Source organism: Luteibacter sp. 1214, assembly GCF_031455395.1.
GTDB classification, from domain to species: domain Bacteria; phylum Pseudomonadota; class Gammaproteobacteria; order Xanthomonadales; family Rhodanobacteraceae; genus Luteibacter; species Luteibacter mycovicinus.
The window spans coordinates 38307-61044 of the sequence record NZ_JAVDSQ010000004.1 but is presented as its reverse complement, the minus strand read 5'-3'; the positions used below and the strand labels follow the sequence as shown (position 1 = coordinate 61044).

The 22738-nt window shown below is 65.0% G+C and carries 21 protein-coding genes; 10 read left to right on the top strand and 11 right to left on the bottom strand.

The annotated features are described in order from the left end of the window. Positions 1-44 precede the first annotated feature (44 nt). On the bottom strand, positions 45-1049 hold the full coding sequence (locus tag J2X57_RS11135) for a hypothetical protein (protein ID WP_051943340.1): 1005 nt from the start codon (positions 1047-1049) through the stop codon (positions 45-47). A gap of 183 nt (positions 1050-1232) precedes the next feature. On the opposite strand from J2X57_RS11135, the gene fusA reads away from it, so the two are divergent. Continuing rightward, entirely contained in the window at positions 1233-3272 is a 2040-nt protein-coding gene (gene fusA / locus J2X57_RS11130) for an elongation factor G (RefSeq protein WP_309866995.1), read from the top strand. Between the two features lie 94 nt (positions 3273-3366). Here fusA and J2X57_RS11125 read toward each other — a convergent pair whose 3' ends face one another. Then, entirely contained in the window at positions 3367-3912 is a 546-nt protein-coding gene (locus tag J2X57_RS11125; protein ID WP_043695622.1) for a type 1 glutamine amidotransferase domain-containing protein, read from the bottom strand. A 104-nt stretch (positions 3913-4016) separates the two neighbouring features. Further along, complete coding sequence (locus J2X57_RS11120) at positions 4017-4496, bottom strand: SET domain-containing protein-lysine N-methyltransferase (RefSeq protein WP_036110728.1); 480 nt, start codon at positions 4494-4496, stop codon at positions 4017-4019. Between the two features lie 95 nt (positions 4497-4591). Between J2X57_RS11120 and J2X57_RS11115 the strand changes: the two genes are divergently transcribed. The 3 genes from J2X57_RS11115 to J2X57_RS11105 all read left to right on the top strand — a co-directional run bounded on the left by J2X57_RS11115 (position 4592) and on the right by J2X57_RS11105 (position 7532). Next, complete coding sequence (locus J2X57_RS11115; protein ID WP_309866991.1) at positions 4592-5149, top strand: hypothetical protein; 558 nt, start codon at positions 4592-4594, stop codon at positions 5147-5149. Positions 5150-5188: 39 nt separating this feature from the next. Next, on the top strand, positions 5189-6964 hold the full coding sequence (locus tag J2X57_RS11110) for an acyl-CoA dehydrogenase C-terminal domain-containing protein (RefSeq protein WP_308847201.1): 1776 nt from the start codon (positions 5189-5191) through the stop codon (positions 6962-6964). A 91-nt stretch (positions 6965-7055) separates the two neighbouring features. Further along, the gene (locus J2X57_RS11105; protein WP_036110721.1) at positions 7056-7532 is read left to right on the top strand and encodes a GNAT family N-acetyltransferase; all 477 of its coding nucleotides are present in this window, start codon (positions 7056-7058) and stop codon (positions 7530-7532) included. A gap of 63 nt (positions 7533-7595) precedes the next feature. Here J2X57_RS11105 and J2X57_RS11100 read toward each other — a convergent pair whose 3' ends face one another. Next, positions 7596-8354: a SapC family protein gene (locus tag J2X57_RS11100; protein ID WP_036110718.1), complete on the bottom strand. Its 759-nt coding sequence runs from the start codon at positions 8352-8354 to the stop codon at positions 7596-7598. A gap of 268 nt (positions 8355-8622) precedes the next feature. Here J2X57_RS11100 and J2X57_RS11095 point away from each other — a divergent pair, with 268 nt between their 5' ends. Both J2X57_RS11095 and dxs read left to right on the top strand, forming a co-directional pair. Then, positions 8623-9225 carry an HNH endonuclease gene (locus J2X57_RS11095; RefSeq protein ID WP_139382817.1) on the top strand — a complete coding sequence of 201 codons (603 nt, stop codon included), beginning with the start codon at positions 8623-8625 and terminating at the stop codon, positions 9223-9225. A 76-nt stretch (positions 9226-9301) separates the two neighbouring features. Next, positions 9302-11197, top strand: a complete 1896-nt coding sequence (gene dxs / locus J2X57_RS11090) for a 1-deoxy-D-xylulose-5-phosphate synthase (RefSeq protein WP_036110713.1) — start codon at positions 9302-9304, stop codon at positions 11195-11197. Positions 11198-11209: 12 nt separating this feature from the next. On the opposite strand, the gene prmC is transcribed toward dxs, so the two are convergent. Further along, positions 11210-12034, bottom strand: coding sequence for a peptide chain release factor N(5)-glutamine methyltransferase (gene prmC, locus J2X57_RS11085; protein ID WP_309866981.1), 825 nt, complete (start codon positions 12032-12034; stop codon positions 11210-11212). Between the two features lie 66 nt (positions 12035-12100). Between prmC and J2X57_RS11080 the strand changes: the two genes are divergently transcribed. Next, on the top strand, positions 12101-12958 hold the full coding sequence (locus J2X57_RS11080) for an alpha/beta hydrolase (protein ID WP_309866979.1): 858 nt from the start codon (positions 12101-12103) through the stop codon (positions 12956-12958). Positions 12959-13084: 126 nt separating this feature from the next. Beyond that, positions 13085-13981: an alpha/beta hydrolase gene (locus J2X57_RS11075; RefSeq protein WP_309866976.1), complete on the top strand. Its 897-nt coding sequence runs from the start codon at positions 13085-13087 to the stop codon at positions 13979-13981. Positions 13982-14046: 65 nt separating this feature from the next. Here J2X57_RS11075 and J2X57_RS11070 read toward each other — a convergent pair whose 3' ends face one another. Beyond that, positions 14047-14949: a phytanoyl-CoA dioxygenase family protein gene (locus J2X57_RS11070; RefSeq protein WP_309866974.1), complete on the bottom strand. Its 903-nt coding sequence runs from the start codon at positions 14947-14949 to the stop codon at positions 14047-14049. A 141-nt stretch (positions 14950-15090) separates the two neighbouring features. On the opposite strand from J2X57_RS11070, the gene J2X57_RS11065 reads away from it, so the two are divergent. Beyond that, positions 15091-16209, top strand: a complete 1119-nt coding sequence (locus J2X57_RS11065) for a Gfo/Idh/MocA family oxidoreductase (protein ID WP_036110704.1) — start codon at positions 15091-15093, stop codon at positions 16207-16209. Positions 16210-16244: 35 nt separating this feature from the next. Here J2X57_RS11065 and J2X57_RS11060 read toward each other — a convergent pair whose 3' ends face one another. Together J2X57_RS11060 and J2X57_RS11055 are read right to left on the bottom strand one after the other, a co-directional pair. Further along, a complete protein-coding gene (locus J2X57_RS11060; protein ID WP_309866971.1) occupies positions 16245-17276 on the bottom strand; it encodes a LacI family DNA-binding transcriptional regulator in 1032 nt (343 codons plus the stop codon). An 86-nt stretch (positions 17277-17362) separates the two neighbouring features. Further along, positions 17363-17725: a hypothetical protein gene (locus J2X57_RS11055; RefSeq protein WP_309866968.1), complete on the bottom strand. Its 363-nt coding sequence runs from the start codon at positions 17723-17725 to the stop codon at positions 17363-17365. A gap of 225 nt (positions 17726-17950) precedes the next feature. Between J2X57_RS11055 and J2X57_RS11050 the strand changes: the two genes are divergently transcribed. After that, positions 17951-18376, top strand: coding sequence for a DUF4879 domain-containing protein (locus J2X57_RS11050; protein ID WP_309866965.1), 426 nt, complete (start codon positions 17951-17953; stop codon positions 18374-18376). 70 nt (positions 18377-18446) lie between these two features. On the opposite strand, the gene J2X57_RS11045 is transcribed toward J2X57_RS11050, so the two are convergent. The 3 genes from J2X57_RS11045 to J2X57_RS11035 form a co-directional block, all read right to left on the bottom strand. Further along, positions 18447-21131, bottom strand: a complete 2685-nt coding sequence (locus J2X57_RS11045; protein ID WP_309866962.1) for a M1 family metallopeptidase — start codon at positions 21129-21131, stop codon at positions 18447-18449. A gap of 179 nt (positions 21132-21310) precedes the next feature. Next, positions 21311-21853 carry a carboxymuconolactone decarboxylase family protein gene (locus J2X57_RS11040; RefSeq protein ID WP_043695646.1) on the bottom strand — a complete coding sequence of 181 codons (543 nt, stop codon included), beginning with the start codon at positions 21851-21853 and terminating at the stop codon, positions 21311-21313. A gap of 260 nt (positions 21854-22113) precedes the next feature. Beyond that, a complete protein-coding gene (locus J2X57_RS11035; protein WP_036110690.1) occupies positions 22114-22662 on the bottom strand; it encodes a peroxiredoxin in 549 nt (182 codons plus the stop codon). Between the last annotated feature and the right edge of the window lie 76 nt (positions 22663-22738).

The following is a 22738-nucleotide window of genomic DNA, read 5'->3' as shown; positions in this document are numbered from 1 at the left end:
CACGCTGACGCCGCGCCGCACAATCGTGGCGTGCGTCGCAGGCGTCAGTTACCCGTGCGGCGTGCGCGCTCGGCGTTTTCCTGATCCATCGCCTTCAGCGGCGTGTCGGTCGGGCAGCCCTCCTTGACCCGCTCGTCGGCACGGTACGCGGCGATGCATTCGGCTTCCGTGCGCTGAGGCGGCGCGCCCGGCAGATCCTTTACCAGCGGTGCATTAGCCATGTTCAGGCGTGTGTCGCCGTCCTTATGCGCGGCCTTCGAGGGGTCCTCGCCACCGCAGCCCACCGGCAGCACGAACAAGACCGTGGAGCAGTTCACCCGCGTACCGTGACCGAGGTCGATGGTCTTCTTCACCGTGGTCTTCTCGATGACGCGGCGCATGCCCTGACTGACCACGTTCTCGTCGCGCGGTGCCCAGTCCTTCTCGAAGCGGGTCTGCGTGTAGGTGACCGTGGTCTTGTGCGACATCACGCTTGTGTTATCCGTCGGCCGGGGGGGCGTGTAGTCCGAGCCCGCCGGGTTCGCACCGGTCTTCGGCAGGGCAATCGAGCCGTCGGTGCCGAACAGGTTGGGCGCGGGCCGCGCATCGGAAGGCGTCGCGGCGGGCGCAGTGTCGGCTGACGGCGGTGCCTCCGGCTTCTTTTTCGGCGGCGGCTCGGGACGGGTAGCCTCCGGAGAGCGGACTTTCGGCGGCGGTTCGTTTACCGGCGGCGGCGGAGGTGCCTCCACCGCGGGCGCCGGCGCGGTCGGCTCGATGAAGCGCACCTCGAGTACGTCAGCCTTGTCCTGGGGGACGAAGAAGCCGACCTGGACCCGCGGTTCCATCTCGTAGCGGATGACCAGAATCAGCAGGACGTGGAAGACCAGGACCGCGGCAAGCGCCAGGATGAAACGCACCCGGTTCCGCGGCGGCGGCTGCCGTCGCATAGCCCTGAGGACGGCGAGCGTCTCCGGGTCCAGCGGCACCAGCCCATGCAGGCGCGACGACGCCTCCGGCTCCAGCCGGTGGGTGTCGACGAACGGCGGTGGCGCCTTGCCGGGGTATTGCACGCGGGGAAATATCCCTTGGGCTCGATGAAAAGTCGCAAATGTTAGCGGGGTACTGCTGAGTGCAACGTAAGCCCGGGCTTCAGACCGCGCGGCGCCCGGAAGATTCCCCTTGATTCTTCATCCCGGGAGGAGAAGGCTAGCGGTCTGGGGGGATCCTTCGTGTCACTGAAGGAGGGTCGCATCGTGTCCCAATCCACGGAACGCATCCGCAGCCTCGCCCTCGCCGGACACGCCGGCGCCGGCAAGACCACCCTGTTCGAAGCCATGCTCCACGCCGGCGGCGCATTGACCGCCATGGGCAGCGTGGAGCGAGGCAGTACCGTTTCCGACACCGATCCGATGGAGAAAGCGCGCGGGCATTCGATCGATGCCTCGATCGCCTCCATCGAGCGTAACGGCTATCGCATCCATCTGCTGGACACCCCCGGCTACGCCGACTTTCGAGGCCCGGCACTCGCGGCGCTCGCCGCCGCCGACACGGTAGCGATCGTCGTCAACGCGGCCAACGGCATCGAACACGGCACCCGGGCCATGATGAATTACGCGAAGGAGCGTCGGCTCGCACGCATCATCGTGGTCAATCGCATCGACGCCGAGGGCGCGGACCTCGCTCTGCTGGTGGACGATCTGCGTAACGAATTCGGGAACGAATGCCTTCCCCTCAACCTTCCCGCATCGCAGGGACATATCGTGCGCGACGCCTTTTTCCAGACGACGGGAGATACGGATTTCTCGTCACCCGGGGAGGCACACCAGCGCATCATCGATCAGGTGGTCGAGATCGACGACGACGTGATGGCGCACTATCTCGACGCGGGCGAGTCGGCGTTGAGCGCGACGGAAATGCGTGGTGCGTTCGAGCACTGTCTCCGCGACGGTCATCTGGTGCCCATCGTATTCACCGGCGCGCGCGACGGTATCGGCGTGAGTGAACTGCTGGAGATCGTGGAGCGTATTCTGCCCTGTCCCGGTGAAACGAATCCTCCCCCCTTCCATGACGACGCCGGCACGCGTTTCGAGGTGGCCGCCGATGCCGGAGGCCATGTGGTCGCCGACGTGTTCAAGATCATCAACGATCCCTTCGTCGGCAAGCTCGGCGTTTTTCGCGTCTGGCAGGGAACGGTGCGCCGGGATTCGCAACTGCTCGTCGACGACGGACGCAAGCCGTTCAAGGTGGCGCATCTGTTCCGCCTGAAGGGGCGTGAACATGTCGAAGTGGACGAAGCCCTGCCCGGTGACATTGCCGCGGTGGCGAAGGTCGAGGACATCCACTTCGACGCCGTGTTGCATGATGCCGCGGACGAAGCGGGCATCCATCTCGATGCGGCGCCGTTCCCGTCACCCATGTTCGGACTGGCGATCGAACCGGCACATAAGGGGCAGGAACAGAAACTGTCGCAGGCACTGGCGAGGCTCGCGGAAGAAGACCCCTGCTTCCGCGTCGAACATCACAAGGAGCTGAATGAGACCGTGGTGCGAGGTCTGTCGGACCTGCACCTGAAACTCATGATCGAACGGATGAAGTCGCGATATGACATCGACGTCGTTACGCACCCGCCGCGCATCGCCTACCGCGAGACCATCGGCGTGCGTGCCGAGGGCCATCATCGGCACAAAAAACAGACGGGCGGCGCGGGACAGTTCGCTGAAGTATTCCTGCGCGTGGAGCCACTGGAGCGCGGCATGGGCTTCATCTTCGCGGATGAGACCAGGGGCGGCGTCATCCCGAACCAGTTCATCCCCGCGATCGAGAAAGGTGTGCGCCAGGCACTGGAACTTGGAGCGTTGGCGGGATACCCGATGCAGGACCTGCGTGTGACCGTCTATGACGGCAAGCATCACCCGGTAGACTCGAAGGAAGTCGCCTTCATCAGCGCGGGGCGCAAGGCTTTTCTCGATGCCGCCTCACGAGCACGGCCACAGGTCCTGGAGCCGGTGATGGATCTGGAGGTGTCGATCCCGGACCGCTATGTCGGCGACGTGACGGGTGGGCTAGCCGGCAAGCGTGCACAGATCATGGGTAGCGACGCGCTACGGGGCGGCGAGACGCTCATCCGTGCGCGCGTGCCCTTGGCGGAGCTCACCGACTATCCCACGCAGTTGAAGTCGACGACCGGGGGACTGGGGCGGTACGGCATGGCGTTCAGTCACTACGACACGGTCCCACTGGCCGTGCAGCGGAAGCTGGCGGAGCGGTGGAAGCCGCGGGAGGACGAGGATTGATCCGGAAGACCTCAGGCCAAGGCAGGTCGATCGCCAGCGGCGTCGGCTCCCGCCAGGGCTGGCTGCGAAAGCCAGCCCTGGCGATGCTCCCAGGTCAGGCAGCCACAGCCTTGATCAAGGCATCCGTAAACGCCGGAATATCATCCGGCTTGCGGCTGGTGATCAGGTTGCCGTCCTGGACGACCTGACTGTCTTCCCAGTTCGCACCGGCATTGACCAGGTCCTGCTTCAGCGAAGGCCATGAAGTCAGCTTCTTGCCCTTCGCCAGCCCGGCGTTGATCAGCGTCCACGGCCCGTGACAAATCGCGGCGACGGGCTTGCCCGCACCTGCGATCGCCTTGACCAGAGCCAGCACCTTCTCGTCCGTGCGCAGGTTGTCCGGATTGATCACACCACCTGGAAGCACCAGCGCGTCGTACTTGCCGGCGTCGGCGTCGTCGAGGCGTACGTCGACATCGACGCTCTTGCCCCAGTCTTTCTTGTCCCAGCCTTTGATCTGCGTGGCATCGCCGGGCGAGATGACGTCCACCGTTGCGCCGGCGGCTTCGAGAAGGCGCTTCGGCTCAGTGAGCTCGGACTGTTCGAACCCGTCGGTGGCGATCACTGCGATGCGACGACCGTCGAGAGATTGGCTTGCCATGATGATGATTCCTCGGAAAGGGTGTGTTACGAGGATCGATGGCGGAGCATGACCGGGGCGTCGCGCAGGCGTCGGCGCCCCGTGAGCAAACGTGAAGAGAAGGCTCAGGCGGCCTTGCGCTTCGGCTTGAGCATCGTACCGATGCAGTTCGGCGAGCCGCACAGGCAGGCCCAGATCTTCTTCAGGCGCGCCGTATGCGGCATGTCCAGCGTGATGCCGTAGTCGTAGGTCAGCTCCTCGCCGGGGGCGATATCGCGGATGGCTTCGATCAGCACGCGGTCCTTCTTCGACGGCTTGCCTTCCACGGCTTCCTCGACCACGGCCTGGCAGTTGGGATCGCAGCCATGATTGATCCAGCGCGCCGTATTGCCGTTGCTGTTGCCGTCCACGATGAACTTCTCGTTCAGCGTGAAGAGGAAGGTGTGTCCTGTCTCGCCACCGTCGCCGTACTTCTTGTCGGCCTGGGCGTGGGTGATGATATCGCCCTTGTATTCGACGATCTCGTCGCCGGCCTTGATGGGCGCGGTGGCGAAGACGCCGTTTCCGTGGATGGGCGAACGTCGTGCGGCGATGCGTCGGGTCATAGGGAGAATCGATGGTCTTGGATGATGATCGCTGATGATGCCTGCTCGCTCCCCGCTTGGGAACCGCGTTTCAAACGCACGTCTCGCGCGCATGCATGCCCGGCGCTACCATCCGACACCTGTTCGACGCACCCATGCCGGAAGCCCAGGGAATGATCTCGACCGTCCGCAACTCGTTCGTACGCATCGCGCTGCTTCTCGGCGTGGCCACGCTCGCCGCCTGCGGCCCCGCGAAAAAGAGTGTTTTTCCGCCGTCGGTGACCTTGCAGGAAGTCACCGCCAGGCCGGGCGGCGTCTGGCACCTGACCCTGCGCGTCCGTAACAACAGTTACGGCGGCATGTCGTTCGAGGCGTTCCAGGGCACCCTGCAGGTGGGCAACCTCGCCGGGGTGTTGCTCGATGCGAAGGTCGACCAGGACATCCCGTCGTTCGCCGCCGACGTGGCGAAAATCGATCTTTTGCCGACACCGGACATGTCGAAAGCGCTGGCCGAACTGGCCGCCAAAGGCAGCTCCGGCTCGTTGCCCTATGCCATCGAAGGAACGATCACCGCCCTCCCGGAGCAGGAAAAGAAGCCCCGCACCTTCGAGGTGCACGGACGCAACTGGCTGTCGCCGGTACCCGGCATCCCCGATACCTATCGCTCTCCCTGACCTCACCCAGCCGCGCCCGCCGCGACGCCAGGATTCGCCATGACGATCTACAAAGCCCCCCTCGACGACATGCGCTTCGCGCTTTACGACGTACTCGGCGCCGAAGCCGTGCTCGCCCGGCTGGAAGGCGGCGAGGGCCACACGCGCGACTTGCTCGATGCCGTGCTCGATGAGGCCGCCCGCTTCAACGAGCAGGTGCTCGCACCCCTGAACGCGAGCGGCGACCAGGAAGGCTGCCATTACGACAAGGCCACCGCGTCAGTCACCACGCCCAAAGGCTTCAAGGAAGCCTACCGCCAGTACGCGGAAGGCGGCTGGGCCGGTCTCACCGCGCACGAGAAGTTCGGCGGCCAGGGCCTGCCCGCCGTGCTGGGCGCAATGACCAAGGAAATGATCGACTCGGCCAACCTGGCCTGGGGCATCTACCCCCTGCTCTCGCACGGCGCCACCGACGCCCTCGAGCACCACGGCGACGCATGGCAGCAGGAAACCTTCCTGAAGCCGCTGGTCGAAGGTCGCTGGACCGGCACCATGTGTCTCACCGAGCCGCAGGCCGGGTCGGATCTGGGCCTGCTGAAGACCCGCGCCGAGCCGAACGAGGACGGCAGCTACCGCGTTACCGGCACCAAGATCTTCATCAGCGCGGGCGAACACGATTTCGCCGAGAACATCATCCACCTCGTGCTCGCGCGGCTTCCCGACGCGCCGGCCGGCAGCCGGGGCATCTCGATGCTGGTCGTGCCGAAGTTCAAGGTAGGCAAAGACGGCAGCCTCGGCGAGCGCAACGCCGTCGCCGCCGGCGCCATCGAACACAAGATGGGCATCAGGGGTTCGGCCACCTGCGTGATGAACTTCGACGAGGCCGAAGGCTGGCTGATCGGTCCCGCCCACAAGGGTCTGGTGGCGATGTTCACCATGATGAATGCCGCGCGGCTCGCCGTCGGCATCCAGGGTCTCGCCGTGTCCGAGCGCGCCCTGCAGAACAGCCTCAACTACGCCCGTGAGCGCCTGCAGATGCGTGCGCTGTCCGGTGCGAAACTGCCCGACAAGCCGGCCGATCCGCTCACCGTGCATCCCGACGTGCGCCGCATGCTGCTGACCCAGCGTGCCTTCGTCGAAGGTGGCCGCGTGCTCGCCGCCTACGCCGCGCTGCAGAGCGACATCGAGTCGCGCGATGCCGATCCGCAAGCGCGCAAGGAAGCCGGTGAACTGCTGTCCTTCCTGATTCCGATCGCCAAGGGCCTGCTCACCGAAGCCGCGCAGGAGTGCACCAAGGAAGCCCTGCAGATCTTCGGCGGTCACGGCTACATCGCCGAGCACGGCATGGAACAGTTCGTCCGCGATGCGCGCATCATCACCTTGTACGAAGGCACCACGCAGATCCAGGCGCTGGACCTGCTCGGCCGCAAGATCATGCAGCTGCAGGGCGCCGGTCTGAAGCATTTCCTCGGTGAGATCTCGGCGTTCTGCCAGGCGCACCAGACCACGGAAAGCGTCAAGGCTTTCATCGGGCCTCTCGCCGTGGCGACCAAGACCTGGGGCGATCTGACCCAGGCGATCGCCCAGAGCGCACAGGCCAATCCGGAGGAGCTGGGCGCGGCCGCGGTGGATTATCTCTACCTGTCGGGCTATGTGACCCTGGCTTACTGCTGGGCACGCAGCGTACTCGCCGCCGAGGGCTCACACCTCTCCGCGGATGCGAAGCAGGCCAAGCGCGACACGGCCACGTTCTATTTCAGCCGCATCCTGCCGCGTATCCACGTGCACAAGGCGGCGATCGAGGCAGGCGTGGCGACGTTGCCGGAACTGCTGTAACCCGCCGGAGGGTGGCGGGGGTTTCCCCGCCACCCCCGAAGGTGTAGAAAAGGCTCTGGCCAGCCTTCCCACCGCGACGGTGCCCGACCCGATGAGCGACTCTCCGTTTCTGATCCGTCTCGCCGAGAGCGACGATGACGAGTTCATCCTTGGCCTGCTCCACCGTTTCGTCGACTTCCCACTGCCCAACGGGCGCAGCAAGACCGATTGCCTCAAGGGCATCGAGTCGGACCTGGTCAGACACCTCGACGAGCAACCGTCCAACAGCTACATCTTCGTCGCCGAGAACGAAGACGGTGACCCGGTGGGCTTCGTGCATCTTCAGAAAACCAAGGACTTCTTCACGCATCGCGACAACTGCCATATCTCCGATATCGCGGTGGCGAAAGAACACGAGGGCGAAGGCGTCGGTACCTTCCTGCTCGACCACGCCTACGCCTGGGCCAAGGACCATCGCTGCCAGTTCGTAACGCTGGCCGTGTTCCCCGGCAACGAGCGGGCCCGCGACATGTATGTGAAGCATGGCTTCGATACGGACCTGATACGGCTGGCGAAGCCGGTTCGCTGATCGAGGCGGTGGAACGAAAAAGGCCACCCTCGCGGGTGGCCTTTTTTTGATGGAGCCAGACAATCAGACCGTGGGGGTCGTGACTTCTTTCTGCTCGCGCGTGTCGAGACGCGCGGCCATGCGGTCGATGTTGGCCAGCGACACCAGGTGCGCGTAGATCCAGCCGAAGGCGCCTTCGCGGAGGAATTCACCGGCGACCTTCTCGTCGAGAGCGCGCAGCTTCTCTTCGTTGATGACGAACAGGCCGTTGAGGTTGATGCCCTTGCCTTCCTTCTGCAGGGTGATGGTGCGCGGCTCGAGCAGGTCGTGCTCGCGGAGCTTGCCCATGAACCACTGCGTACGGGCGACGTGGTCCTGGAACTCACCGAGGAAATTCACGGCGTTGGTCAGGGCCGGCGCGTCGGTGCCGTCTTCGTTGAACAGACGCTCACCTTCGGTTTCGTTGAAGCCTTCGTAGGCCTCGTCGAGGAAAACGGTGAAGTCGTCGCCTTCGGCACCGGCCGGCTTCTCAGCCAGCACGAACGGATAGCGGCGGACGAACGCCGGGATGTACATGCCCTGTTCCCAGAAGCCGTTCTCACCGACCAGCAGGTTCTCGCCCTGACGCAGGCCGAGGAGGGCCATCGGGCCGGCCTCTTCCATGCTGTTGCCAGCGAAGAGGATCGGGAAGTCACGCGCGGCGGGCGCGAACTCGACGCCGGTCAGGGGCACGGAGTGCGCCGTGGCCGCGAAACGGATGTTGTTCACCGCCTTGAGACGGAGATCGCGATGCGCCGTGCGATTCAGGGGAACCGGACGCTCGTAGAAAAGCACTTCTGCCACTGAGAAACCCTCATGGACCCGCCGGACCTGGGAAGCCACCCCGGCCCCCCTTCCAAACCCGCGCAGGCGTTAACGAACCCCCACTATATCAGCGCTTCATGACCGCTACAGCCCGCAAGAACCGTACCGGGCGTGCGCGATTCCGTCGCAATAATGGGCTATGCTCGGGCGAACGCCTCCCAGGAGGCGGGATCGGCCCCCCGATCCGCACGGAGTTCGGCTTGCTGGAACGCTCTTTCGCTTTAGTGAAGGACGAGACCCGATGACGATGGAAGTGCTCCAAGAGGACCTGCCGAGGGTAAGCGCGCTGCATACGACGCGCGTGCTGTCGCTCGACGCGGCGGGCCGCATCCTGGACTGGATCAGCTGGCAGGACGCCGTCTGCCTGTATGTCCGCGGCGTGGTGGCCTGGACACTGGGCGACGCCTGCCTGACCGTCCACGGCGGGATGAACCGGGCGCTCGGCATGCAGAGCAGCCTCGAGCTTCACCCCATCGTGGCCAGCACCGGCCACTGCCGAGAACACGCCGTCGATCCGGCGCCGGCGCTGACCAACACGGCCCTCTTCGCCCGCGACCGGCACATCTGTCTCTACTGCGGTCACCACTACACCCGCCACGAACTCACCCGCGACCACGTGCTGCCCTTGTCCAAGAAGGGCGCGGACGAGTGGGAGAACGTGGTCAGCGCCTGCCTGGCCTGCAATCTGCGCAAGAGCAACCGTACCCCGCAGCAGGCCCGCATGCCGCTTCTGGCCGTGCCCTACCGGCCCAGCTGGGTGGAGCACCTGATCCTTTCCAACCGCAATATCCTGGCCGATCAGATGGAATTTCTGGTCAGCCATCTGCCACGGGATCGGCGCCCCGCCTGAATCCCGCCCGCCTTTGCCCGCAAGGTTTCACACGTCGTCCCTTGCCCCCGCCCCTCCGTAGGCGAACAATAGGCGGATGAACGACCTCTCCCGCTACCCTTATCTGGCGCAGATCGACTCGCCGGAGGATCTCCGGCGTTTCCCGGAAGACGAACTTCCGGCGATCGCCGACGAACTGCGCCGGTACCTGATCGAGGCCGTCGCCTCGTCGGGCGGTCACTTCGGCGCGGGACTGGGCGTCGTCGAGCTCACGGTCGCCCTGCACCACGTGCTCGATACCCCGCGAGACCGCCTCGTCTGGGATGTGGGTCACCAGTGCTACCCGCACAAGATCCTGACCGGCCGCCGCGACCGCATCACCACGATCAAGAAGAAGGACGGCCTGGCTCCCTTCCCCCGCCGCGAGGAAAGCGAGTACGACACCTTCGGCGTCGGGCATTCGTCCACGTCCATTTCGGCCGCACTGGGTATGGCCATCGCTCTGCAGCGCCGTGGCGACCACCGCAAGGTCGTCGCCGTCATCGGCGACGGCGCGATGACCGCCGGCATGGCCTTCGAGGCCCTCAACCACGGCGGCGACGTCGAGCCGAACATGCTGGTGATCCTCAACGACAACGGCATGTCGATCAGCGAAAACGTCGGCGCGATGACCAAGATGATGGCCCGCGCCATGTCCAGCCGCACGCTCAACGCCTGGCGGGAGCGGGCCAAGAAGGCCATGCCGAGGGAGTCGTTCTTCGGCCGTTTCTTCAAGCGCTGGGAAGAACACGCCAAGGGCATGTTCGTGCCGTCGACGCTGTTCGAGGAACTGGGCTTCCACTACACGGGTCCCATCGACGGGCACAACATGGCGCAGCTGGTCCAGGCCCTGGAAACCGCCAAGGACCTCCCCGGCCCGCAGCTCGTCCACGTCATGACGACCAAGGGCAAGGGCTACGAGCCTGCCGAAAAAGGTCCGATCGAATACCACGCCGTAGGTCCGTTCGACCCGGTGGCCGGTCTCGTGAAGAAGAGCGCGCCGGCCAAGCCGACTTATACCGATATCTTCGGCGACTGGCTGTGCGACATGGCGGCCGCCGACGAGCGCTTGCTCGGCATCACCCCGGCGATGCGCGAAGGCTCCGGCCTGGTGCGTTTCTCGAAGGAATACCCGCAGCGTTATTTCGACGTGGCCATCGCCGAGCAGCATGCGGTCACGCTTGCTGCGGGCATGGCGGTCGAGGGTGCGAAGCCCGTCGTGGCGATCTATTCCTCGTTCCTGCAGCGCGCCTACGACCAGGCCATCCACGACGTCGCCCTGCAGAACCTCGATGTCACCTTCGCGGTCGACCGCGCGGGTGTGGTCGGTCCGGACGGCGCCACGCACGCGGGCAGTTTCGATCTGTCTTTCATGCGCTGCCTGCCGAACATGGTGATCATGGCGCCGGCCGACGAGAACGAATGCCGCATCATGCTGAGCACGGGCTATCAGTACCACGGCCCAGCCGCCATTCGCTATCCGCGCGGTACCGGCCCGGGCGCGAAGATGGTCGAGGCGCTGGAGACGTATCCGATCGGCAAGGCTGAAGTGCGCCGTCGCGGGCACCACGGTCTGGCGATTCTTTCCTTCGGCACGATGCTGGCACCTGCCGCTGTTATCGCCGCGGAGACTGATGCCACGTTGGTGAACATGCGCTTCGTGAAACCACTGGATGAGGAACTCATCCTCGAGATGGCGCGGACGCACAAAGCATTCGTCACCATCGAGGACAATGCCATCGCCGGTGGTGCCGGTGCGGGCGTGGCCGAATTGCTGGCCGCCAATGGCGTGACGTTGCCGATCCTGCATCTGGGGCTGCCGGACGCTTATCTCGAACACGGTAGCCGCGAGGAAGTCCTCACGATGGCCGGACTCGACCTGCCGCAGATCCGCAGCGCGATCGTTGCGCGGTTTCCGCAGTTCGTGGCGACGGAAGTGGCCAGCGCGGGCTGAGGCTGGCCGGACTTATCGGGCGACCGACTTCGCCCCGCTCACACGGTCCCGCGCCTCCAGATCCTGGGCGGTGAAGACGTCCGTCAGGCCCTCGCGTTCAAGCAATGCGCGCGCGGCGTCGCCCTGGTTCCAGCCGTGCTCCATGAGCAGCCAGCCACCGTCGACGAGATGCGCGGATGCGCCGGAGGCGATGCGCCGGATGTCGTCGAGACCGTCCTCCCCGGAGGCGAGCGCGCTTGCCGGCTCGAAACGCAGGTCGCCCAGCCCGAGATGCGCGTCGCTTGACTCGATATACGGAGGATTGCTGACGATGACATCGAAACGCTCGTCACCCACGGCGGCATACCAGTCGCTGGCAGCGAAGCGTACGCGCTGCAGACCGTGGCGCTCCGCATTTCGCCGGGCGACAAGCAGCGCCGGCTCGCTGAAGTCGACGGCCGTGACCGAGGCATCGCGCCGCTCCTTCGCCACGGCGAGCGCAATCGCCCCGCTACCCGTTCCGAGGTCGAGCACGCGCCCTCCCGCAGGCAGCCGATTCAGAACGAGCTCCACCAGAAGCTCGGTTTCCGGCCTCGGTATCAACGTGGCGGGTCCCACCTCCAGGGTCATCGACCAGAAGTCCCGCGTGCCCGTGATGTAAGCAACCGGCTCGCCTTCCGCACGGCGACGCACGAGCTCTCCGAACGCAGCAGTGGCGTCGGCGCCGAGTTCGTCATCGGCATGCGCAAAGAACCACGCACGATTCACCCCCAGCACGTGCGCCAGCAGCAATTCGGCTTCGAGACGGTCGTCAAGGGCCTCGGCGGCCTGGCGCAGGATCGTGCGGACATCGGTCATGGCTGGATTCTAGCCGCTGGACCGCAGGAAGGCCTATGCAAGGCGCCCACGGCTACAATCCCGCTCATGTCCCTTCGCGCCTTCATCCTTCTGTTCGTTGTGCTCCTCGGCGGCTGCAAGTCGGCGTTCTTCGGCGCGATGAATGCTCGCCAGTCCACCGATGGCGTCGTGGCACATCGCGATCTCGTTTACGACCGCGCACTGAATATCGCACTGGACGTCTACGCTCCGGCGCAGGCGACCCACGCGCCCGTCGTCGTTTACTTCTACGGCGGCAGCTGGATGAGCGGGAAGCGCCAGTGGTTCCGCTGGGTGGGCGAGGCACTGGCCGCTCGCGGCATCGTGACGATCGTTGCCGACGTCCGACTCTGGCCCGACGCACGTCAGGACGGTTTCCTCCATGACGGCGCGGAAGCCGTACGCTGGGCGCATGACCACGCGGGAGAATTCGGCGGCGATCCGCGCGATGAGTTCGTCATGGGCCACTCGTCGGGTGGCCAGATAGCCGCCATGCTTGCCGTCGACAAGCAGTGGCTTGCCGCCGTCGACATGCGTCCGCGCGATCTGGCCGGGTTCATCGGCGTGGCCGGAACTTACGACTTCATTCCTTTCGACGAACCCGAGTTCGCGGACATCTTCGGACACACGCCTGCCGAGCAGGCGCGTTCGCAGCCGATCAACTTCGTGGATGGCGACGAGCCGCCTGCGCTTTTGCTGCAGGGGGAGAAGGACACGATCGTCTCGCCGGCGGAGGCCGTCGCGTTCGAGGGGCGTTACCGGCAGCAGGGGGAGCCCGTCGAACTGAAGCTCTATCCCGCCGTGGGCCATGAGGGGCTTTTGCTGGCACTCGGGCCCCGGCAGCGGTCGGCTCCGGTGCTGAATGACACCGTGGACTTTATCCGGCGGCATCCGGCGGCTCGCTGAGAGCGTCGCCAACAGGGTTGGCTCCCACCGGGTATGGAATCACCGAGGTTCGCAATCACAGCGGTGTGGAAGCACGGCGGACGTGGCGCTGCATCCGTTTTCACGGGCGGTCCGTAGAGTGCTTACATGACCCGACTCTTCCTCGTTTCTCTCGGCGCCCTGCTCCTTTCCGGCTGCCAGTCCGCTCTGTTCGGTGTGATCAATGCACGCCAGTCGTCCACCGGCGTCGTTGCGCACCACGACATCGTCTACGACCCGTCGGACGGGCTGGCGCTGGATGTGTACGGCCCCGTCGATGCGAAGAACGCGCCCGTGGTTGTGTTCCTCTACGGCGGCAGCTGGAAGAGCGGCAAGCGGCAGTGGTACCGCTGGGTGGGCGAGGCGCTGGCGTCGCGGGGCATCGTCACCGTGGTACCCGACTATCGCCTGTGGCCGAAGGTAAAACTGGACGGGTTCGTCGGCGATGCGGCAAAGGCCGTCCGCTGGACGCACGATCGCGTCGGCACCTATGGCGGCGACACCGGGCGCGTCTTCGTGATGGGCCATTCCGCAGGCGGGCACATCGCCGCGCTGCTGGCCACGGATGCGCGCTGGCTTGGCGTGGTCGGCATGAAGCCGCGGGATCTGTCCGGCGTTATCGGGCTGGCCGGGCCGTACGACTTCCTGCCGCTGAAAGACGACGACTTCATCGACATGTTCGGCCATACACCGGCCGAACAGGCGCGCTCGCAACCGGTGAATTTCGTCGATGGCGACGAGCCCCCCGCCTTGCTTCTGCAAGGTCAGGACGATTCGACCGTGCGGCCTTCAAATGCGCTTTCCCTGCAGCGGCGTTACGAGGCCCAGGGTGAATCGGTAGTGGTGAAGCTCTACCCCGACATGGGGCACATGGGCATTCTGTTCGCGCTGCGCGGCGGGAAGAAAGCCCCGCCGGTGCTGGACGATGTCGTGCATTTCGTCGGGAGCCCGTCGCCAGCGACGCCGATTGCCGCCAACGTGCGGACGCCGCGGGACGCGAAGTAACGTCGATCGGAGTGGCTCGGATGGGAACCACCCCGGCGGCGATACAGGCTGCAACGACGCCGCTATCAGCGCGCCTTCATCACGTCCCGCCCTTCGGCATTTCCACCGCGCGCCGCGTCGAGCACTTCCGGGTACGGATAATTCAGTCCCAGTAGCTGCCTGATGTCCGCGCTCGCGTTCTTCACGAACTCGGCCGGCAGGGCTGCGGGCATGTTCTCCATCGGCTTGATGAACTTCGGCAGGTACTGTGTGATGATCGCCGTACGGTCGATAGTGCTCCGGTTGGGCATCGCGCAATGCCACACCGCGCCGAAGAAGATCACCGTATCGCCCGGCTCGCCGAGCATGCGTTCGCACCGGTCGAAGAAACGATCGCTCTCATCCGGGTAATGCAGCTGACGCTGCGAACCCGGTACATAGGCTGTCGCTCCCGTCTCCTCGGTGAACGGATCGAGCATGATCGTCGCCTGCGCGTTCAGCGGGAACGTCGAGTTGAGACGCACGGGATGCGTCTGCGGCGAGTGGTAATCCCAGTACGGATAATCGATATGGGGCTCCTGCCCGGGGCCGCCGGGAAGAATGCGATTGGCCGCGATCGAGCCCATGATGAACTCGCTGCCGATGAAGGCGCGCATGACCTTCATGATCGCCGGATGCGCCGCCATCCGCGAGAAGATCTCGCCCTTCGCGAGCAGATTCCATACGCGACGCTGCAGATTGATCCGCCCCGCCCGCTCGGCATCGCCCTGAAAATGCGTGACCTTTCCGCGACGGTCATCCGCGTTCGATTCGCGCATGACGATAGCGCGGGCCTCGGCGATCTCGTCAGCGCTGAACAGCCCCCGCAAGGTCACCGCGCCGATGCCGTCGAGCAGTTCGTTGACGATGAGGCCCGTATCCAGCGTGTCTTCGGTGAAGACGCGCGGAACGATGGACGGTCGGCGATCGGTCTGGAAGGAGGCATTCATGCGGACTCCTGCGCGGTGCGCGTTGTGGGAGGACCGGCGAGGTACCGGCTCGGTCACTACGCTAGGCCGATTTGCAAGCGCTTGCAAACTGCATTGCAGCATCCGTAGAGTCGGTCTCTCCCAACCCCGGAATACCATGCCATGAGCGAGCTGAGGATCGGATTGATCGGCGCCGGTTACATGGGTAAAGCGCACACCCTGGCGTTCCACAGCGTGGCGGCGACTTTCGAACCGACGCTGCGACCGATCTGCGAGATGCTGGCGACCTCGACCGCCGCGGGGGCTGCCGAACACGCCGCCCGCTGGGGGTGGAGGCGATCCACCGGCGACTGGCGGGAACTCGTCGACGATCCGGCGGTGGATGCCGTGGTGATCGCCACGCCACCGCGCACCCATCTCGACATGGTGATGGCCTGTGTCGCGGCGGGAAAACCGATCTTCTGCGAGAAACCACTCGGTGCCAGTGCGGAGGAATCCCTCGCCATGACCGAAGCGGTCGAGAAGGCCGGCCTGGCGAACATGGTCGGTTTCAACTACATCCGCACGCCGGCCAGTCAGCTCGCCCGGCAGATCGTCGCTTCGGGCGAGATCGGCGATGTCATTCAGATCAGTGCCGAGCATGTCGAGGACTATCTGCACGATCCCTCGCTGCCCGCCTCATGGCGCACGCGCATCGCCACGGGAACCGAAGCCGGCGCCCTGGGCGATGTCGCCACGCATATCGTCAACGCCTGCCTGCGCCTCGTCGGTCCGATCGCCAGCCTGGTGGCGGACACACGCATCGTCCAGCCGACCCGGGCCGGAGCACATGGTCCCGAAGCCGTGGAGAACGATGACCTTGGCCAGATGCTGTTGCGCTTCGCCAACGGAGCCACCGGCAGCATCAGCTTCAGTCGCATGGCCGCGGGACGAAAGATGGGCTACACGTATCGCATCACCGGTACCCGCGGTGCGATCGCCTTCGATCAGGAAGACCAGAACGCGTTGTGGCTGTATGACGCCTCGCGTGACCCGGCTCGCCGAGGCTTTCAGAAGCTGCTGATGGGACCGGCGCACCCGGATTACCTGGCTTTCAATCAGGGCGTCGGCCACGGCACCGGATACAACGAACAGATCGTGATCGAGGCGCGGGATTTTCTGCGGGCGGTGGCGACGGGCGATGCCGTGTGGCCGACGTTTCGCGATGGGTATGAGGTCGATAAGGTGATCGCGGCGGCGCTGGTGTCGAACCGTGAGAGGCGGTGGGTCGATGTGGGGTGAGTTCTCGGCTGCCGGGGTCGCGCGCAGGCGCGCTCCTACAGCTTGGCGGCCTTGCGGAGGCTGTTCCGTTGGACGAGCTCGCAAGTGAATAGTTTGCTGCGCGGGATCGTCTCGGGGTTTTCCATCCAGGCGACGATGCGTTCGATGGCGTGCAGCACCATGTCGCGAATGGGCTGACGAACCGTGGTCAACGAATAGGACGCCCACGCCGCCAGCGGCATGTCGTCGAACCCGACGACGCTGATGTCCTCCGGCACGCTCAAGCCACGCTCACGACACGCGTCGATGGCACCAAGCGCCAGCACGTCGTCCGCACAGAAAACCCCATCGATGGCCGCACCTCCATCGAGCAACGCATGCATCGCTTTGCGGCCGTGCTCGTGGGTGTAGTCGCCCGCATGGATGGTCTCGAGCAGAAGACCTCCCGCCGCGGACGCGAAACCGTTACCGCGATCCAGCGTCGACGCATCGTGCGCGGAGCCGCCGATAAACGCCAGCCGGACCAGGCCGCGTTCGCGCATCGTCTCCGCTACCATCCGCCCGCCCGCCTGGTTGTCCACCGTCACCACCGGAACGGGCGACGAACGCCCTGGCCGGCCGAAGACATGCAGCACGGGCAGCCCCGCCTCGCGACATGAGGCCGCGAAGCCCGCTGGCGGTGCGGAGGTCGCAATCAGCACGGCATCCACGTTGTACTGGCGCACCATGTCGATGGCTGCCCTGCCATCTTCGTCCTCACCGAGGTTCGCCAGCAGCGGGCGAAGGCCCCTCGCCTGCAGCTCGCGGGTGAACAGGTCGAAGACCTCCATGAAGGTCGGGTTGGCGAAATGATTCGAGACCAGCCCGATCAGCTCGGTGCGGCCGGTCATAAGGCTGCGCGCTAAATGATTGGGTCGATAGCCCAGGCGCGTCGCCGCCTCGGTCACGCGTTCACGCGTTTTCTCCGACACACTGGCACCCGGGGTGAAGGTGCGCGATACCGCGGAAATCGACACGCCAGCCGCTTCGGCGACATCACGAGCAGTGGCCGTGGCGGGGCGGACGGTGGTCGGTTGGCGAGATGACATGTTGCAAGGTTAGCGCATGGGAGACACGGCGCGAGTCGCGTCTCACGCTCTCACCGAAACAGGCGACGAACGAGCCTCCATGAGTTTCATGCGATCCGACAGCCCGTCGTACCAGGCGGCAAGTGGCGCGTGCCATTATTGCGATCGAAGTTGGCGATCGCTTTGATATTCGATGCGAAATCGAGCGGCGTATCCGGCCGCTCCGTGTACCACGCACCGGGGATCGAACCGACCATGGACGTCGCGTCGTCGGGGTCAATCTGGTCCTTCGAGATCATGTCATTCACATAGGCGAGCAACTGCCGCGGTGTGATGTGCGAGAAATTGATCGGTCGCGATGCGTGCTCCACGGGATCGCGACGAGCAAGCGTGGCGGTCTGGCCTGACGGGGCGGCTGCGGAGGCTGCTGCCGAGTACTGGTGAATTGGCAATGATGTCGATATTTGCATGGGGTCGCTCCGTTCGGAGAGACAACGACAGCAGAATTGCGCCTCCACCAATACCCGTGGGACGCATCAGGTGGCGCGCACCTACGCAACAACAAGGCATTCAGAAGGCAACAAGATCCTGCCACGTTAAACCGACAGCCTTGAACCACTCAGGATGACTGACGAGAAGACGACGCACTCCCAATATCTCCCGCGACCGACTGGGTCTACGAAGAAGGATTCGTCATGAAAGCATGCGTGATCGCCGCGACTTTTCTCGCGGCCTGTCCCATCTCCGCAGCGCCGCACAGCAACAACCTGACACGCGCCTACGTTTCCTGGGTGCACTCAGCAAGGGCGGGTGCCGAACTCGTCGAAGGTCGATCGTCGACCGCTCGCGATCACGGCGGCGCCTGGATGCGTATCGCCACCGACGACATCGGCTACGGCCGAAATGCACAGGCTCGACTGCTCGGCAGCCCGCTTCGCGAGATCCGCACAGAGGCGCTCTGCCACGTCGGCGGGCGGCCGAACCCCTGCAACGGCCGTGGCACCGTCATTGGCTACCGTCGTACCTGGGAGGCAAGTGGCCGGGAAGGTGGGAACTTCGAGTACATGGTGATACCGAACGGCGTCGGCGCACCTGCGCGCGTGAGCTTCCAGATTCGCTGAGGCATCCCGGACAACAAAAAAAGCCGGGCGATCGCTCGCCCGGCTTTCGTACATCACCCACAAAGATCGATCAGCGCGTGATCGTCTTCGGGTCCTGCTTGGCCTTCAACGCCGCGCAGAGCAGCGTCTGCTCGCTGGTCTGCGCCAGACCACGCTCCGCGCCGCTGACCTGACCCAGACGCGGCTTGAAGAACGCGTCCAGACGGTCGGCTTCCTCCTTCGAGCAGCTGCCACCGGCTGCCATCTCCGGCAGCCTGCCGCCGGCGAAGCTGCCCGTGCGGGCGACGATCTTGTCGTAGTTCGCGGTGAACCACTTCCACAGATCGTTACGGGTCGCTTCCGTGGCGCGACCGCCGCGAAGGATGGACGCCATCTCACCGACCTTGACGTCCTTGCCGAGCGAGAAGTCACGTGCCTTGTTGGCCAGCACGGGATCCTTGGTCGACGCGAGCGCGGACAGCATCGCATTTCGCTTGGCCGGGTCCGACGTCTTCGGGATCTCGGCGATCAGCGCGTCGATCGCGGGAGCGCCACGCTCCTGCACCGCCACGCCGAGGGCATCGGCCAGCAGGTCGGGGTCGGCCGCTTCGAGATCGAGATGACCGTCCTTGCTCTTCAGAGCCGCATCGCCCTGCTTGAGCAGTTCGGCACGCACCGACTTCTCGGCGATGTCGTCGTCGCCCAGGAAGCCGACCAACGCGGAACGGGTGAGCGTGTCGTTGTCGGGCTCGCCGGGCTTCTTGCGGAAGCCGAGGCTCTGCACCTTGGGCAGGTAGGCGTCGATCGCCCACTTGCGCAGATGCGCACGCTGCGCGTCCGTCGACGCTTCGTTGTTGAATATCCAGCTGAACGTCATCAGCGGTGCGGTGAACACCTCGCGGGTCTTCGACGCGGTCAGCGGCTTCATGGCGGCAAGGACGTCGCCGGCATCGAGATCGCCGTGCTGGAACGCCGCACGGACGGCATCCGCATAGGCCAGCTGCTCGGCGTCGCTCAGCGTACCGACTACCTTGGTCAGCGCGGCGAGATCGGCCTTGCTCTGGGCAAAGCGGTAATAGCCGCGACCGTCGGCATTGGGCAGCACCCACGTGTTCTTCGTCGCGCCATCGAGCACCATCGTGCCGGTGGCCTGGTCGAGCAGTTCGCACTTGACCTTGTTCGCACCACCCGTGGTGCCGTAACGGACGCACATCGGCACGCCCCAGACGCGGCTCGCGTCGCCGGTGCTGCCGAGCGGCAGGTAACGGCTCTGCGCCAGATGCAACACGGTCTTGCCGCCTTCGACCTTCACTTCCGTCGTGACATACGGCACGCCGGACTGGTCGAGGAAGCTACGGAAGGCCTTCTTGAACGCATCGCCCTGACCGGCCGCCTCGGCGATGGCATCGATCAGATCGTCGGCCGTGGCGTTGGCGAACTTGTGCTTCTGGATATAGGCACGCATGCCCTTCTGGAAGACCGGGTCGGTGACATAACCCTCGAACATGCCGAGTACGGCCGCACCCTTCTGGTAGGTGATACCGTCGAACGCGGTCTCGATGTCGCCATTGCCGGTGATCGGCTGACGGATCTTTCGCGCGCTGACCAGGCTGTCGTTGTTCATCGCGCCCTCGGCACCGCGCACGCGATCGAGATCGGCGCGATATTCCGGGTGCACCTTGGTCGTGACCTTCTGCTGCATCCACGTGGCGAAGGCCTCGTTGAGCCAGAGGTCGTCCCACCAGGCCATGGTCACGGTGTCGCCGGTCCACTGATGGGCCAGCTCGTGCGCGTTGACATTGAACGAACCGCGTACGTACTGAGCGGCGGAATCCGGATCGATCAGCAGCAGCCAGTCGCGGAACGTGACCAGCCCGGCGTTCTCCATCGCGCCCGCACTGAAGTCCGGTGCGGCCAGCAGGTCGAGCTTGTCGTACGGGTAGCCGAAACCGTAGTAGTCCTCGAGCGTGTGAATGATCGAGCTGGTCTCGCCCAGCACGTGCTCCATGCGGTGGCCCTCGCCCTTGGCGGCGATGCCGCGCAGCGGGGTGGCGGTGGTGCGGTACTGGGTCGGCGAGATGTCCGGGCCCTTGACCACATCCCACGGACCGACGGCGAACGCGACGAGGTACGTCGGCAGCGGCTTGGTGGTGGAGAAGGTCAGCGTCTTCCAGCCGGCGCCGGCTTTTTCTTCCTTGATCTGGGCGGTATTGGCGACGCCCTGTTCGTCGGAGGGGATGGTCAGGCTGATGTCGAACGGCACCTTGAACGAGGGCTCGTCGAAACCGGGGAAGGCGTAGCGCGCGGAGACCGGCTCCATCTGCGTCATCGCGTACGGCACACCTTCGTGCGAGACCTTGTACAGGCCCTGCAGCTGCTTGTTGAGCGGCGCGGTGAATTCGATGGCGAGGGTGATCTCGCCTTCGAGCTTCGCACCGAGATCCACACGGGCGACACCTTCCTTCTCCGCGGCCACGGTGTATTTGCCCGTGTGCTTCTTGCCGGCGGCGTCGGTGACGGTGACCCTGGAGACCTTCAGCTCCTTGCCGTGCAGCCAGACGAAGTCCGACGACTGCGTCAGCTTGATCCTGATGGTCGACGAACCGGCATAGTCTTCCTGCCTGGGGTCGACCTTGAAGGAGAGCTTGTAGCTTTCAGGCTTGGCCCAGGTGGGAAGATGGCCGGTGGGCGGCGCGGCGTCCGTGCCGGCGGCGAGCGCGGCGCCACAGCAGGCGGCGAGCGCGGTGAGAACGAGAGGACGGACGAGACGACGCATGGTGGGTGGGACTCCCCTGTGGGTAATCCCCCATCCTGGGAACAGGGGTGACCTTCGACACAGTGCCAGAAGGCACCCCCCGCTCGCTGCGGCGCGTCAGAAACCGGCGCCGGGCCGTCGTGGCGAAAAGAAAAGGCCGCGTTAAGCGGCCTTTCGGGGTCACAGTCGTCCGCCTCGGATCAGCCGGCGGCTTCCGCCTGCTCGAGCACCACACCCACGGCGTGAATCACCGACGCGATGCGCACGGCGCTCTGAATCGCCTGAACGGAAACGCCACCGTCGCGCAGCACCTTGTCGTGAGAATCGATGCACATGCCGCAGCCGTTGACGGCCGACACCGCCAGCGAGACGAGCTCGAAGTCGTTCTTCGCATCGCCCTTGTACGCACCGATGACGTTCATGCGCAGCTTCGCCGGGATGGTCGCGTATTCCGGGTGGCTGACCAGATGCTGGAAGCGGTAATAGATGTTGTTCATGCCCATGATCGCGGCCGAACCCTTGGCGGCGGTCAGCTGCTCGGCCGAGGCGTGCTCGGCGGCGAACGACGCGACGGCTTCGGTCAGCGGCTTGTAGCGCGTCGAAAACGCGGCGCCGAGGGCGACCATGGAGATCTGGGCGAGGTTGAGGCCCGGGGCGCCCGCTTCGCTCAACACGGAGTCGAGATTGAGCTTGAGGTCCTTGGCGTACTCGGGAAGCTGGCTGCGAAGATCGGCAATACTCATCGGTGTGCTCCTGATCGTAATGAAAGACGTGCGGATAGGTCGCGGAATGGCTCGGAGCGCGGGCACCGGTTCACGCGGGGCGCGCCGAAGGCACGCCGCAAAGAATTCGGGAAGTAACGAAAAGAGCGTGTAGGAGCGCGCCCTGCGCGCGACCCGAGGTCATCGCGAGCACGCATCGCGCAAGGTGCGCTCCTACACAGGGTGCCCGCGCCGCGCGGGGGAGGGAGGGAAGCGGCGCGGGACTTTCAACGCTTGGTACTTCAGGCGACCTTGAGGGTCTCGTCGCCGGACTTCCAGTTGCAGGCGCACAGTTCGTCGGTCTGCAGGGCGTCGAGGACGCGCAGCACTTCGTCCGGGTTACGACCGACCGAGCCGGCGGTGACGTAGGCGAACTGGATCTCGTTGTTCGGATCGACGAGGAACGTGGCGCGCTGGGCGACGCCGTCCGAGGTCAGGATGCCGAGGGCCGAGGTCAGGTCCTTCTTGATGTCCGCCAGCATCGGGAACGTCAGGTCCTTAAGATCGGCGTGGTCCATGCGCCAGGCGCGGTGGACGAACTCGGAGTCGGTCGACACGGCCAGGATCTGGCAGTCACGGTCGGCGAACTTCTCGTTGAGGTCGCTGAAACCCTTGATTTCGGTCGGGCAGACGAAGGTGAAGTCCTTCGGGTAGAAGAACACGAGCTTCCACTTGCCCTCGTACGACTTGTCCGAGATGGTCGTGAACGCGTCTTCGATCTTGTTGGCAAGCGGGCCGCCGTCGACAGCCAGCAGGTTGAACTCGGGGAACTTATCGCCAATGGTCAGCATGTTACGACTCTCCGTTGAGGGGTGTTGAACTCATTGCGCGCTTGGTGACGCGACTGAAAGCTAAGGTTAGCGGGGC

Coding starts and splice junctions, on each gene's coding strand:
- J2X57_RS11080 (WP_309866979.1), top strand. CDS start 12,101: ATGTCCCTTCGCGCCTTCATCCTTCTGTTCGTTGTGCTCCTCGGCGGC.
- J2X57_RS11120 (WP_036110728.1), bottom strand. CDS start 4,496: ATGACCCGACGCATCGCCGCACGACGTTCGCCCATCCACGGAAACGGC.
- J2X57_RS11050 (WP_309866965.1), top strand. CDS start 17,951: ATGAAAGCATGCGTGATCGCCGCGACTTTTCTCGCGGCCTGTCCCATC.
- J2X57_RS11115 (WP_309866991.1), top strand. CDS start 4,592: ATGCCCGGCGCTACCATCCGACACCTGTTCGACGCACCCATGCCGGAA.
- J2X57_RS11110 (WP_308847201.1), top strand. CDS start 5,189: ATGACGATCTACAAAGCCCCCCTCGACGACATGCGCTTCGCGCTTTAC.
- J2X57_RS11055 (WP_309866968.1), bottom strand. CDS start 17,725: ATGCAAATATCGACATCATTGCCAATTCACCAGTACTCGGCAGCAGCC.
- J2X57_RS11095 (WP_139382817.1), top strand. CDS start 8,623: ATGGAAGTGCTCCAAGAGGACCTGCCGAGGGTAAGCGCGCTGCATACG.
- J2X57_RS11075 (WP_309866976.1), top strand. CDS start 13,085: ATGACCCGACTCTTCCTCGTTTCTCTCGGCGCCCTGCTCCTTTCCGGC.
- J2X57_RS11065 (WP_036110704.1), top strand. CDS start 15,091: ATGAGCGAGCTGAGGATCGGATTGATCGGCGCCGGTTACATGGGTAAA.
- prmC (WP_309866981.1), bottom strand. CDS start 12,034: ATGACCGATGTCCGCACGATCCTGCGCCAGGCCGCCGAGGCCCTTGAC.
- J2X57_RS11060 (WP_309866971.1), bottom strand. CDS start 17,276: ATGTCATCTCGCCAACCGACCACCGTCCGCCCCGCCACGGCCACTGCT.
- dxs (WP_036110713.1), top strand. CDS start 9,302: ATGAACGACCTCTCCCGCTACCCTTATCTGGCGCAGATCGACTCGCCG.
- J2X57_RS11125 (WP_043695622.1), bottom strand. CDS start 3,912: ATGGCAAGCCAATCTCTCGACGGTCGTCGCATCGCAGTGATCGCCACC.
- J2X57_RS11105 (WP_036110721.1), top strand. CDS start 7,056: ATGAGCGACTCTCCGTTTCTGATCCGTCTCGCCGAGAGCGACGATGAC.
- J2X57_RS11040 (WP_043695646.1), bottom strand. CDS start 21,853: ATGAGTATTGCCGATCTTCGCAGCCAGCTTCCCGAGTACGCCAAGGAC.
- J2X57_RS11035 (WP_036110690.1), bottom strand. CDS start 22,662: ATGCTGACCATTGGCGATAAGTTCCCCGAGTTCAACCTGCTGGCTGTC.
- J2X57_RS11045 (WP_309866962.1), bottom strand. CDS start 21,131: ATGCGTCGTCTCGTCCGTCCTCTCGTTCTCACCGCGCTCGCCGCCTGC.
- J2X57_RS11070 (WP_309866974.1), bottom strand. CDS start 14,949: ATGAATGCCTCCTTCCAGACCGATCGCCGACCGTCCATCGTTCCGCGC.